Here is a 12904-nt window from a genome sequence, read left to right as displayed (position 1 = left end):
GCCCTGGCCGGCCCCCGGAGCTAGCAGCCGGGCCGGGCTGCCGCCGTGATGGCGGCACCCGGGAGTTCCACTCACCTTCCGCTCCACTCTGCGTAGGAGTTCTTCATGATCAAGAATCAGTGGATACGAGGCGCCAGACGCGCGCTGCTGGCGGCAGGAGCCACCGCCGCCCTCACCGCCGGCCTGCTCACCGCCACTGCCGCCCCCTCGCAGGCCGCCACCCAGGGACCGTGCGACATCTACGCCGCGGGCAACACCCCCTGCGTCGCCGCGCACAGCACCACCCGCGCCCTGTACGGGGCGTACAACGGCCCGCTTTACCAGGTCAAGCGCGCCTCCGACAACGCGACCAAGGACATCGGCCTGCTGAGCGCGGGCGGATACGCCGACGCCGCGCAGCAGGACTCCTTCTGCGCGAACACCAGTTGCGTCATCACCGTCATCTACGACCAGTCGCCCAAGGGCAACAACCTCACCCAGGCACCCGGGGGCGGAGCCGCCGGCGGGCCGGACAACCTCGCCAACGCCGTAGAGGCGCCGGTCACCGTCGGCGGACACAAGGCGTACGGCGTCTACATCGCCCCCGGCACCGGCTACCGCAACAACAACACCAACGGCATCGCCACCGGCGACCAGCCCGAGGGCATGTACGCGATCTTCAACGGCAAGCACTTCAACGACGGCTGCTGCTTCGATTACGGCAACGCCGAGACCAACAACCTGGACACCGGCAACGGCCACATGGAGGCCCTCTACTTCGGCAACAACAAGGGCTGGGGCTGGGGCAGCGGCAACGGCCCCTGGGTCATGGCCGACCTGGAGAACGGTCTCTTCTCCGGGGTCAACCGCGGATTCAACGCCAATAACCCGAGCGTCGACCACCGGTTCCTGACTGCCATGCTCAAGGGCGGCGCGAACCAGTGGGCCCTGCGCGGCGGCGACGCCCAGTCGGGCGGCCTGTCCACCTTCTACAACGGAATACGCCCCACCGCCTCCGGCTACAACCCGATGCACAAGGAAGGCGCGATCATCCTCGGCATCGGAGGTGACAACAGCAAGTGGGCCCAAGGCACCTTCTACGAAGGCGTCATGACCCAGGGCTACCCCTCGGACACCACCGAGAACGCCGTCCAGGCCAACATCACCGCGGCCGGCTACAACAGCGGCTCGACCAGCACCGGCTCACTGACCCCCGGCTCCCGGATCTCCCTGCAGGCCACGACCTCGCCCTGCTGCACCTCGCACTACCTGCGTCACAACGACGCCGACACCAAGGTCGTCATCTCCAACATCACCGCCGGCAGCTCGGCCACCGACAAGGCTGACGCCACCTGGATCGTCCGCGCCGGCCTGGCCAACACCTCCTGCCTGTCGTTCGAGTCCGTCGACAAGCCCGGCCAGTTCCTGCGCCACTACAACTACCAGCTCAACCTGAACTTCGACGACGGCGGCAGCGCGTTCGCCAAGGACGCCACCTTCTGCCCCACCGCGGGCAACAGCGGCGTCGGCACCTCCTTCCAGTCCGCCAACTTCCCGACGAAGTACCTCCGCCACTACAACTACACGGTCTACATCGCCGGCAACGGCGGCTCCAACGCCTGGGACTCCACGACGTCATGGGCCCAGGACACCAGCTGGCTCACCGCGGCTCCCTGGAGCTGACGAGGGACCGAACCCGTGGGCGGCTCCGGGCCGGGGCCGCCCACGGGTTCTCCGTCCGCCCGCACCTTCCTGCGCCCCGGAGGCACCAGATGAGCGCAACCCCCCTCCCGTCGCGCCGGCTGTTCCTCGGCATGGCCGCGGCCGTGCCGCTGTCCACGACCGGCTTGCTGACCCTCGGCAGCGAGTCCGCGAGCGCCGCGACGACGTCCCCGTACGTGATGGCCTACTTCACCCAGTCACCGAGAAACCTCGGTACGGACTACGGCCTGCACCTCGCCGTCAGCACCGACGCGCTGCAGTGGATGCCGCTGAACCAGAACAACCCCGTCGTCACCCCGACCGCAGGCGACGGCGGTCTGCGCGACCCCGTCATCCTGCCCAAGCAGGACGGCACTTACGTCGTCATGGCGACCAATCTGAAGGGCCGACTGGACCAAGAAGAGCCCGTACATCCACGTCTGGGACTCCGCCGACCTGCGCTCCTTCGACAACTACCGCCTGCTGAAACTGCACGACATGGCCACTCACACCTGGGCGCCCGACGCCTTCTGGGACCCCTCCCGCGGCCAGTACGCCATCATCTACTCGGCCGTCAACAGCAGCGGCCACAACGTGATCATGGTGAACTACACGACGGACTTCCAGACCGTGACGGCACCGCAGGTCTTCTTCGACCCCGGTTACGACATCATCGACGCCACCCTGGCGAAGGACGTGAACGGCGTCAACTACCTGTACTACAAAGGCCACAACAGCCTCACGGGTGCGAAGTCCACCTCGCTCGATCCCGGCAGCTTCACCCAGTTCACCTCGGGCCTGGCACCTCAGGGAGGCATCGAGGGCCCGATCCTCGCCGAGGCCGCCGGCACCTGGTACCTGTGGGGCGACGCCAACGCGCTGTTCTACACCTGGCAGACCAGCGACCTCTCCACCGGCACCTGGACCGCCACCGACCGGCGCGTCTACACCCAGCCGCTGAACTCCAAGCACGCCGACATCAAGCCGATCCCCCAGACGGTGTACGACAACATGGTCGCCAAGTGGGGAAAGCCGGCCTGGAACCGGCTGAAGTCCTACAACTTCCCGGACCGATACTGGCGGCAGGTCGACTCCCTCGGCCGCATCGACCCGTACCCCTTCGACCCCTACACCGACTCGCAATGGAAGTTGGTGCCCGGACTGGCCGACTCCTCCGGCGTCTCCTTCCAGTCCGTCACCGACCCGACCCGCTACCTGCGGCACGCCTACTTCCAGCTGCGACTGGACGCCAACGACGGCACCGCGAAGTTCGCCCAGGACGCCACCTTCCACAAGACCGCTGGGCTCGCCGACCCGTCCTGGTCCTCGTTCCGCTCCCACAACTACCCGGACCGCTACATCCGGCACTACGACTACGTGCTGCGCATCGACCCGATCTCCAACGCCACCGGCAGAGCCGACGCCACGTTCTCCGTCTGGTACTGAGCTTGGCGGGTGTGTCACGTTGGTGATCTCCAGGTGCTCAAGTCTCGGCAGAGTTGCCGGAATTTGCTGACTGGCCCGGCTCGAGCCGATGGTTCACTGTCAGGCCAGCTGGACTGGCTGAGTCTGATGATGTTGGCTCCGGTGGCGGACCTACTGCCACGTGGCCTTGCCGTGGAGCCCGAGCCTTGTGATCGTGCGGCGGAGTGCGGTGCGGATCGCCTGCGTCGTCGACGGGTCGAGTGGGGTGGAGAGGTGGTCGAGTTCCAGCCCCGCCATGACCGAGAGGATGATGTCCGCGTCCGTCTCGGGATCGTCCGAGCCGAGTCGGCTCTGCCGTGCCGAGGACCGTGCTGCTCTTACCAGCCGTCACCGGGGCGGTAGGGAGATGTCGCGGGGAGGGCGTGGGTATGCAGGAGCTGGAGCGGATCACAAGCTCGCCGGACTGAACTGGACATGCTGGCAGAGGAGTTGGCCATGCAGCTGCAGGAGGTCCAGGCCGAGTGGAGGAACTGGTGATCGCGGAGTGGGTGCTGAACCGGTTGGCCGAGTACCTCACCTGCCAGCTCTGCCCGGCGAGGAGCAGCCGCCGAGGCCCCACCACCTCTTCGGTCAGCAGCGTGGATTGGTTGTGCCGATCTCGGTACGTCCCGAGAGCACCGTGAATTCCGGAGCCGTGGTGAACACCGCGGTGAGGTCCATGAAGTGCCGGTAGCCGAAGCGGCGTTCCGTCTCGGGGCCGATGAACAGCATCCCTCCGTCCTGGTCCAGGAATCCCTCCTCGACCAGCGGCGGCGTTTCGTGATCACAGGCCGGACGGCGGGAGTTCATCAGTCATCCGAATCTGCGCCCTGTGTCGTCCGAGAACAAGGCGTGCCGTAGAGGCCATGGCCTCGTCGACCATCTCGCCTTGGAAGGTCACAGCGCCCCTCCCGTCCTCCTGTGCCGCCTCGACGGCCGCTATCAGCTCTGCGCAGCGGTCCAGTTCGTCGGGGCTGGGAGAGAACACCTGGTTGATCACGGGGACATGGGAAGGGTGGATCGCCATCATCCCCTCGTAGCCGAGGGAGCGGTTCTGTTCGGCGAAGGCGCGGAGCCCCGGCAGGTCGGTGATGCGCGTCCACAGTCCGCTGACCGGGCACGGTACCTCGGCCGCCCGGGCGTCCAGCAGAACGCGGGAGCGCAGTGCCACCGTTTCGGTTCCCCCAGGGCTCCAGCGGTAACCGACGGCGCGTTCCACGTCGCCGCCGGGTGGGGTGAGAGCGCCCAAGTAGGCGATACGCGGGACGGCTCGGGCGATGTCGTAGGCCTCACGCAATCCACGGGCCGTCTCCAGCAGGGGCACCAGGGCGACCTGTCCCGGGGACAGGCCCTGTTCCTGTTCGCACCAGCCCAGCAGCCGGTCGGCAAGCTTCACGTCCTGGGCGGAGCGGACTTTGGGGAGCACGATACCGGCGAGCCCGCGCCGTACGACCGCCCGCAGTTCCTCGGCCCCCGCCCAACCGTCCAGGGGGTTGACACGGACGAACAGCGCCATCCGTCCCGCCTGATCCGCCGGCGCGGCGGCGGCCCGCGCGATGGCGTCGGCCACCTGTGCACGGGCGGCGAGCTTGCCGGTGGCGGGCACCGCGTCCTCCAGGTCGAGGATGGCCGCGTCGGCGCCCGCCGCCCGGGCCTTGGGCAGCCAGTCGGTTCTGGTGCCGGGGACGAAGAGCAGGGAGCGCAGCGGGGGCCGGTCGACCGCTGCCGCGTCCACCCCGGCAAACCTCTTCGAAGACGCTTCAGATGACATCGCTCTTCTCCAGGTCGGCCAGCTCGTTCTCGCTGAGTCCGAGCCACTGCCCGTAGACGAGGTGGTTGTCCTGCCCGAGGGCGGGACCCGTCCGCCAGACCCGGCCGGGCCGCTGCCGGAAGTGCGGGATCACCGCCTGCATGCGCACCGGACCGAGGTCGGGGTCGTCGACGGTGATGATGTCTTCGCGTTCGGCGTACACGGGGTCGGCGGCGATGTCCGCGGCGTCGAACACCCGTGAGGCCACGACTTCGGCGCGGGCGAACTCCTCGAGGCACTGGCCGGTGCCTCGCTCCGCCACCCAGTTGCGCAGGTTCTCGTCCAACTGCTCGCGTCGGTCGTACTGTTGCTGAGCTGTGGCGAACTCCTCCTCGGGGAGATCCAGCAGGCGGGCGATGTTGCGGACCGAGCGCAGCGTCGCGGAGGTCACTGTGATCCAATCGCCGTCTCGGGAGAGGTAGGTGTTGATCACGGCCGCGGGGGCGACCGCCAGCTGGTTGCCGGAGCGTTCGGGCACTCGTCCCAACTGGTCGTGGACGATGACCTGCCACTCGACGAGACGGAACAGGGACTCGAAGAGAGCGAGGTCGATCCACTCGCCGTCGAAATCGGGGTCGTGGTCACGGCGGTGCAGGGCGGCCAGGACGGCGTAGGCGCCCATCAGGCCGGTCACGGCGTCGCCGTGCGAGAAGCCGGTGTGGACGGGCGGGCCGTCGGGAAAGCCGGTCAGGTGGACGACTCCGCTGCGCGCCTCACCCATCTTGCCGAAGCCTGGGGCGTCCGCCTGTGATGAGGTGGCGCCGAAGCCGGAGATCTGCAGTAGTACGGCCCGGGGGTTGATCCGGTGCACGGAGTCCCAGTCGAGTCCCCAGCTGCGCAGGCGTCCGGCGCGCAGGGTGACGATGACGACGTCAGCCCAGGCGACGAGTCGGCGGGCGACGGTCCGGCCGGCCTCGTGATGCAGATCGAGGGTGACCGAGCGTTTGTTACGGCCGGCGACCTTGAACCACAGGGGGACACCGTCACGTTGCGGCCCCATGGCGCGGGCCGCGTCTCCGGTGCCGGGGGGTTCCACGTGTACGACGTCGGCCCCTTGGTCGGCGAGCATCGAGCCCGCCAGCGGCCCGGCCACCACATGGGCGAACTCGACCACTTTCAGCCCGCGCAACTGGCCGCTTCCGGTGGTGTTCCGCTCGTCGTCCGACACTGCTGAACTCCCTTGCCCTGCCGTTCGCGTGGGTTCCCGACAGCTCGGTCCGCGTCGGTGCGGCGCGGCCGTCGGCGTCTTCAGACTGCCGGAGCGCGGAAATGCCTGTCGAGCAATAAATGGCCATCAATCGATGCGAAAAACGCATGAATCACGGAAGGCCGGTACCGGTACCGGTACGCGGCCTCACGCCCACGAAACCCCGGGCGGAAGTGGACGCGCCTGGAGACGGAACTCCTCGAGCGTCTCCAGGAACCGCTCCGTCACGGTCGGGAGCGTTCGCCGAGCGCGCAGCGCGATGTCCAGGCGCCGGTGCACCACGGGGTCCACCAGAGGACGGCAGACGACGGGCCCGGCACCCATCAGCGGGAGCACGAGGGCGGGCATCGCCGACACCCCCAGGCCGGCGGCCACCAGTCCGCCCACCGTCGCGATACTGCCCGCCTCGGCCGCCGGTACCGCATGTACGTCGATCTGGGCGAACGCCGCATCGGTGAGGCGACGCACGCTGGAGTCGCGCCCGACGGCCAGGAACGGCTGACGAGCCAGGTCGTCCCAGGCGATCTCGGGACGGTCGGCGAGCGGGTGGTCTTCCGGCAGCACCGCGACGAAGCGGTCCCTGACCAGGGGGCGGTGCTCCAACTGCTCGGGCGGGTCTCCGACGGTGGTGATCGCGAAGTCGGCGTCACCGGACAGGACCCGGTCCAGTACCAGCCGCTCCAGGCCGTCGAGGAGGCGTACCGCCACCTGCGGCCGACGCTCGCGGAAGTCGGAGATCACCTGCGGCAGGAGTACCGCGGCAACCGAGGGAAGGGTCGCCACGGCGACTGTTCCCGACTCGCCGAGCAGGAATCGCCTGAGCTCCTTCATGCCCGCCCGGTGAGCGTTGACGATCTGCTCGGCGATACGCAGGGCTTCGACGCCCGCCGCGGTCAACTGCACGTTACGGGTGTCCCGTTCGAGGAGTTGGACGCCGAGCAGTCGCTCCAGGTCCGCGACCGCGCGGCTGAGCGAGGACTGGGACACGTGCATCTCCGCGGCTGCCGCGGTGAAGCTCGCGGCCCGGGCGACGGCCGTGTACGCCGCCAGTTGACGCAGGGTGGTGGACTCCATGGCCCACGAGCGTAGGGCGCACCCGCTTGAATTGATGCGCTTATCGCATGAACAGATCTCGGTTTGATGCTGGACACCGAGTCGTCAGTGCTTCGAAACTCTCGCGTAACACCTCGGTCTGTCCCCGCCCAGCCCCGCCCACCGCCGCCGAGGGCCGTCCCCGAGAAAGCGAGCGCCGCCATGCTGGCAGCCCTGGGCTTCGCCACGATCGCCGTCATACTGCTGCTCACCATGACCAAACGCGCCTCGGTACTGGTCGCTCTGATCCTGCTTCCGGTGCTGGCGGCGCTCATCGGCGGCTTCGCGGGCGATCTGGGCGAGCTGGTTCTCGGCGGGCTGTCCAAGGTGGCCCCCACCGGCATCATGATCGCCTTCGCGGTCCTGTACTTCAGCCTGATGGTGGACGCCGGGCTCTTCGATCCCCTGATCCGCGGTCTGCTGCGCGTGGCGCGGGGCGACCCGTTGCGGATCACCGTCGCCACGGCCGTCCTCACGCTGTGCGTGGCCCTGGACGGAGACGGCGCCTCCACCTTCCTCATCACCGTTTCCGCGCTGCTGCCGGTCTACAAGAGACTCGGTATGAACCCCCTGGTGCTGTCCGGAGTGGTCTGCCTGGGCGCGGGCGTGATGAACATGATCCCCTGGGGTGGCCCGACCGTACGCGCCATGGCGGCGCTGAAGCTGGACAGTTCCGAGGTCTTCAACCCCGTGCTGCCCGCGATGGGCTTCGGCGTCGCCTGGGTGCTGGTGGCCTCCTACCTGCTCGGCCGCCGGGAGCGCAACCGGCTCGGCGCGCTGTCCCCGCGGGGTCCGGTCACGGACGTGCGCAAGGACGAGGACGAGTGGGACGACCGTGAACCCGCCGCTTCGACGGCTGCCACGACTGCCGCGGCTGCCGAGTCGAGGGGGCAGGCCACTCCCACGACGGCCGAGGGGCACGAGCGGCAGGCCCTCCGATCCCCCGGGGACGGGCCCGGCACCGTCCGGGTCCCGCCGCTGCCGCGTACCTGGCTGAACATCTTCAATCTCCTGCTCACCATCGCCCTCGTGGTCTGCCTGATTCAGGAAGTGCTGCCGCTTCCGGTGCTGTTCGTCCTCGGGTTCGCCATCGCGGTGCTGGTCAACCACCCCACCTGGGAACAGCAACAGGCGCTGCTCGACAAGCACGCCAAGAGCGTGGTCCTGGTCACCACGATGATCTTCGCGGCCGGCGTCCTCACCGGGATCCTCAGCGGCACCAAGATGCTCGACGAGATGGCCGAGGCGCTCGTCTCCGTCGTCCCCGACTCCTTCGGGTCGCACCTGCCTGTCGCGGTGGCCGTCACCGGCATGCCGCTGAGCCTGCTCTTCACCCCGGACGCCTACTACTTCGGCGTACTGCCCGTACTCGCCGAGACCGCGAACGGGTTCGGCACGGACCCGGCCGAGGTAGCCCGGGCCGCCATCCTCGGCCAGATGACCACGGGGTTCCCGCTCAGCCCGCTCACCGCGTCCACGTTCATCCTGGTCGGCATGAGCGGTGTGTCCCTCGGCGAACATCAGCGCTTCATCTTCCGCTGGGCCTTCGCCACCACCCTCGTCATGACTGTCGGCGCCCTGATAACCGGCGCCTTCTCCCTGTGACCGGCGTCCCGGGCCCGAGCGGAGCCGCCGCCGGCCGCGGACTCCCGGCAGCCACCGCACATGCAGCTCAGGCCCACAACATGCCGCCCGCTTCCGGGAGTCCGGAGCCGGGCGACCGGATCCACACAGAGGCACCTGGTCCGGGTGCCCCACCGACTGAGACGAGGACCCATGAGAGGGATCACCAGACGCACGGTGCTCACCGCCACGGCAGGTGCGGTCACGGCGCCGGCCGTGAGCACGGCGACCGCCGCGGCCGCCGACACCACGACAGCCACATCCGAAGGACGACAGGCGGCCTCCGGACTCAATCCGGTCGTGCGAACGGATCTCGTCACGCGGGTGACGCCGAGGAACAACTGGCTGGTGACAGCCGTCGCCATCCAGTACGCGCATCGCATCGACTTACGCGGCGGGGTGATCCCGCCCTCCGCCTTCCAGGTGAAGGCCACTGTGGGCGGGCAGACAGCGGCTCGCACGGTGACCCGGGTCTACTCCAACACCGCCGCCGAAGTGGACGACCGATCCGATCCCGGACGGCCGGGGGACCGTCTGATCGTCGAGCTCGACCCGAACGACTCCAATGCGCGGGCCGCCGGCACCGATCCCCTTCCGCTCGACCGCGCCTACTCCGTCAGACAGGTCGCGGACGTGCGCACACCGGGAGGTGAACCGGTGCTCAAGGCCAGCCCGTTCGCGAGCCGGAACAACGACATCATCACTCCCGTGGTCGACGACTTCGCCGCCGGTTCCTTCACCGACTCCGCGGGTTTCGAACTGGACTTCCGGCTGTACCAGCCCGAGGGATTCGTACGCAATCCTCAGACGCACACGCGGTACCCGCTCGTCGTCACCCTGCACGGCGGTGGCGAAGTCGCGGACAACAACATGACCCAGCTCACTGCCAGCCGGATCGCGGTCACGTTCGCCAAACCGGAACGACAGCGCCGCAACCCCGCGTTCGTCCTCTCCCCGCAGATCCCCCTGCCCCGTCCCATGGACGGACCCGACGGCACGGACTGGACCGACGTCAAGGTCCAGGCCGCGCTGATCGAACTCATCGACACCTTCGTGAGCGAGCACTTCCGCAACGTGGACACAGACCGGCTCTACGTCGTCGGCCTGTCCTCAGGCGGGCGTGGCATCTACAGCCTGCTGGCGAAGCGACCCGAGGTGTTCGCGGCCGCCCTGCCCACGGCCGGCTGGGGCGACGCGGCCACCATGGAGAGGATCACGCACATTCCGATGTGGGCCGACCACTCCGTCGACGACCCGGTCGTCCCTTACCGGGAGGGCCGGTTCGGCAAACCCGGCACCTGGACACTGATGAACGCGCTGGAGACCGCCGGTGCACCGGTCAGCCGCGGAGAGTGGGCCAACGATCTGCCGAAGGCGCAATTCGAGGCCCGGTCGCGGGAGCTCCTACGGCAGGCCCGGGCCGCGCGCAGTCACGTCCTGTTCACGAGCTACACGCCCGGAACGACACCGGTGAGCCCCCACTTCGCATGGGCCCAGACGTACGAGAACGACGTGGTCATCGACTGGCTCTTCGAACAGTCCCGGTAGCCGGCCGCACGCGGCGGTCACCCGGTCCACCACCGTGGCGGACACAACCCGGTCACGTCCTCCCACGCCTGGGTGTTCGGCACCGGGCACCGGGAGGTGTGGGTCGGCTCCTCGTCGCGGACGCTCCCCCTGCACGGCGGCGTCGACGTCACCCGCTGACCGCCCGGCTCGCACCATCGGCCGGGTGACGAGCCGCGTCTGATGCCGGGCCGGCCCCGGCCCGGCTCCATCCCCCCACCACCAAGGGCGTCGGCCGCACTGCCGCGGCCGGCACCCGACCAGAGAGGTTCCCATCCATGACTGCCAGCAGAATCCGTACTGTCCTGGGCGGCGCGTTGGTCATGTCCCTCGCCGTCGTCGGGCTGCTGCCCGCGACGGCGTCCGCGACTGCGCCGACCGTGGTGCCCACCGACAAGGGCGCTGTGGGCGGCGCCACCTCGAAGGGCGTCGAGAGGTTCCTCGGCATCCCGTACGCGGCGGCACCCACCGGCTCCCTGCGCTGGAAGCCGCCGCGGCCCGCGGCGCGGTGGACCGGCGTTCGCGAGGCGGCCGACTTCGGCAATCCCTGCCCCGTACTGCCCAGCGGCAACGGACCACGCAGCGAGACCGAGGACTGCCTCGACGTCAACGTGTGGCGGCCGTCGGGCGTGCGGGCCGGCGCCCGTCTTCCGGTGCACGTCTTCATCCACGGCGGTGGCCTGACCAACGGCAGCGGCTCACAGAACGACGAGTCGAAGCTCGTCAAGGAGACGGGTGTCATCGGCGTCTCGCTCAACTACCGACTCGGCGCCTTCGGTTTCCTCGGCCTGCCCGCCCTCACCGAGGAGGGCGGCGAGTCCGGCAACTACGGGTTCATGGACCAGCAGGCCGCGCTGCGCTGGGTGCAGCGCAACATCGCCGCCTTCGGCGGGAACCCCGGTGAGGTCACCATCGACGGCGAGTCCGCGGGCGGCTGGTCCGTCTGCGGTCATCTGGTGTCGCCCGGCTCGCGCGGGCTGTTCGCCCGCGCCATGATCCAGAGCGGTTCCTGTCCCAGCGGGCCGCAGGCCCGGGCGGAGGCCGCCGGGACGGCGTTCGCCCGGCAGGCGGGCTGCGACGGCACGGCTCAGGCGGCCGTCCTCGACTGTCTGCGCTCATCTTCGGTGGGTACGCTCCTCGACGCGAGCCGGACCTTCTCGGCCGGCTTCGTCGACGGGACTCCGACGTTCCCGACGGGAGCGAGCGAGGCGCTGGACAGCGGGAGGTTCGCCCGTGTGCCCGTGGTCGTCGGTGCCACCCGTGACGAGGGCCGCACCTTCGCCGCGGGCTACATAGGCGCGGGCAAGGAGGCCTACCTCGCCTTCGTCCAGGGCACCGCCGGCGCCCGCGCCGACGAGGTCCTCGCCCGTTACCCCTGGCCCGATACGTCCGACCGGTACACCGCGGCGTACCTCATCGGCGGGATCATGACCGACTCGGGGATGATCTCGGGGATCGGAGGGTGCGGGCTCCGCACGCTCGCCCGGACCCTCGAGCGGTACACCCCCACCTATGCGTACGAGTTCGACCACCGGACCGGCCCTGGCCTGACGCAGATCCCCGGCTACGTCTGGGGGGCCGGCCACGCCGCGGAACTCGCCTACATCTGGCCCAGCTTCCACAACGGCACACCCATCGCCCCGCTGTTCAACGCCGACGAGCGCCGGCTCGCCCGCGAGATGACGCGGTACTGGGGCGCGTTCACGAAGACCGGCCGGCCGGCCGTCGCCGGGCAGACGGTCTGGCCCGGCTATCACAGGGGCAAGGGCCTGACGCTGTCGCTGCGGGCGGGGGGCAGGAGTGCCCTGATTGACGACGACCGGTACTCGACGGAACACCAGTGCGCGTTCTGGGACACGATGCCGGGCACACAGCACTCCTGAGTAGCTACAACCTGCCGCCCGTCACCGCCTACGACGTGCAGGTGTACGACAGCAGCGACAACCTGGTGCGCACGACCCCGGAGTCGCTGTGGGCCATGATCCCGCCGCGCCGCGAACAGTGGGGCGAGACCCAGTACGGCCTGACCGCCGAGGCGATCGAGCTGCGCGGCAAGGGAGTCATCACCGCCGAGGAGGCCCCCGGCATCGTGATCATCCTGCAAGATCCCGAGCACGGCCCGATCCGACTGGAAGCGGGGGAGGAGGTTCCCGAGCGGCTCGCCCCGCTCATTCCGAACTCGGTCGCATGGTCAGGGGAGGTTCACTCTGCGGCGGAGGAGAAGGACGCCCCTGGCTCGATCGGCACGGACAGGGAGGCGGAAGACACACCGACCGTGGCGGATCCTGCCTCGGAGCCGGAGCCGGAGCCGGAGCCGGAGCCGGAGCCGGAGCCGGAGCCGGAGCCGGAGCCGGAGCCGCGACGACGCGCCGCGAAGACGGCGGGCGCAGGTGTGTAGGTAGCGGCACATCACCAGTGAGGCTCGGCACCGCCACGGTGTCGGGCCTCACTTCGTACGACAG

Annotated in this window: 9 protein-coding genes and 2 pseudogenes; 6 read left to right on the top strand and 5 right to left on the bottom strand. The window is 69.3% G+C overall.

Annotation, left to right across the window (positions count from 1 at the left end; translation table 11 throughout):
* The first annotated feature begins 105 nt into the window (after positions 1–105).
* Together OG241_RS18205 and OG241_RS18200 are read left to right on the top strand one after the other, a co-directional pair.
* The gene (locus OG241_RS18205; RefSeq protein ID WP_405816544.1) at positions 106–1662 is read left to right on the top strand and encodes an alpha-L-arabinofuranosidase B; all 1557 of its coding nucleotides are present in this window, start codon (positions 106–108) and stop codon (positions 1660–1662) included.
* 89 nt (positions 1663–1751) lie between these two features.
* A pseudogene (locus OG241_RS18200) lies at positions 1752–3126 on the top strand (glycoside hydrolase family 43 protein).
* 150 nt (positions 3127–3276) lie between these two features.
* Here OG241_RS18200 and OG241_RS18195 read toward each other — a convergent pair.
* From OG241_RS18195 to OG241_RS18175, 5 genes and pseudogenes are all read right to left on the bottom strand, one after another.
* Entirely contained in the window at positions 3277–3489 is a 213-nt protein-coding gene (locus OG241_RS18195) for a hypothetical protein (RefSeq protein ID WP_405826289.1), read from the bottom strand.
* 184 nt (positions 3490–3673) lie between these two features.
* Positions 3674–3912, bottom strand: a pseudogene (locus OG241_RS18190) (ATP-dependent helicase); the annotation flags it as partial.
* A gap of 16 nt (positions 3913–3928) precedes the next feature.
* Positions 3929–4879: an HpcH/HpaI aldolase/citrate lyase family protein gene (locus OG241_RS18185; protein WP_405816543.1), complete on the bottom strand. Its 951-nt coding sequence runs from the start codon at positions 4877–4879 to the stop codon at positions 3929–3931.
* A gap of 25 nt (positions 4880–4904) precedes the next feature.
* Positions 4905–6122, bottom strand: a complete 1218-nt coding sequence (locus tag OG241_RS18180) for a CaiB/BaiF CoA transferase family protein (protein ID WP_405816542.1) — start codon at positions 6120–6122, stop codon at positions 4905–4907.
* A gap of 186 nt (positions 6123–6308) precedes the next feature.
* Positions 6309–7235 (bottom strand): LysR family transcriptional regulator, encoded by a 927-nt coding sequence (locus tag OG241_RS18175; protein WP_405816540.1) that lies wholly within the window; start codon positions 7233–7235, stop codon positions 6309–6311.
* Positions 7236–7415: 180 nt separating this feature from the next.
* Here OG241_RS18175 and OG241_RS18170 point away from each other — a divergent pair, with 180 nt between their 5' ends.
* From OG241_RS18170 to OG241_RS18155, 4 genes are all read left to right on the top strand, one after another.
* On the top strand, positions 7416–8858 hold the full coding sequence (locus OG241_RS18170) for a CitMHS family transporter (RefSeq protein WP_405816539.1): 1443 nt from the start codon (positions 7416–7418) through the stop codon (positions 8856–8858).
* A 171-nt stretch (positions 8859–9029) separates the two neighbouring features.
* The gene (locus OG241_RS18165; RefSeq protein ID WP_405816538.1) at positions 9030–10424 is read left to right on the top strand and encodes a prolyl oligopeptidase family serine peptidase; all 1395 of its coding nucleotides are present in this window, start codon (positions 9030–9032) and stop codon (positions 10422–10424) included.
* A gap of 296 nt (positions 10425–10720) precedes the next feature.
* Positions 10721–12325: a carboxylesterase/lipase family protein gene (locus OG241_RS18160; protein ID WP_405816537.1), complete on the top strand. Its 1605-nt coding sequence runs from the start codon at positions 10721–10723 to the stop codon at positions 12323–12325.
* A complete protein-coding gene (locus OG241_RS18155; RefSeq protein ID WP_405816535.1) occupies positions 12283–12840 on the top strand; it encodes a hypothetical protein in 558 nt (185 codons plus the stop codon). The genes OG241_RS18160 and OG241_RS18155 overlap by 43 nt, the downstream gene beginning before the upstream one ends.
* Positions 12841–12904: the final 64 nt, after the last annotated feature.

The sequence above is a fragment of the Streptomyces sp. NBC_01390 genome (assembly GCF_045040105.1).
Taxonomy (GTDB): Bacteria; Actinomycetota; Actinomycetes; order Streptomycetales; family Streptomycetaceae; genus Streptomyces.
The sequence above is the reverse complement of the archived record's forward strand: the minus strand, read 5'-3'. Positions and strand labels throughout refer to the sequence as shown.

Coding starts and splice junctions, on each gene's coding strand:
- OG241_RS18205 (WP_405816544.1), top strand. CDS start 106: ATGATCAAGAATCAGTGGATACGAGGCGCCAGACGCGCGCTGCTGGCG.
- OG241_RS18175 (WP_405816540.1), bottom strand. CDS start 7,235: ATGGAGTCCACCACCCTGCGTCAACTGGCGGCGTACACGGCCGTCGCC.
- OG241_RS18170 (WP_405816539.1), top strand. CDS start 7,416: ATGCTGGCAGCCCTGGGCTTCGCCACGATCGCCGTCATACTGCTGCTC.
- OG241_RS18165 (WP_405816538.1), top strand. CDS start 9,030: ATGAGAGGGATCACCAGACGCACGGTGCTCACCGCCACGGCAGGTGCG.
- OG241_RS18160 (WP_405816537.1), top strand. CDS start 10,721: ATGACTGCCAGCAGAATCCGTACTGTCCTGGGCGGCGCGTTGGTCATG.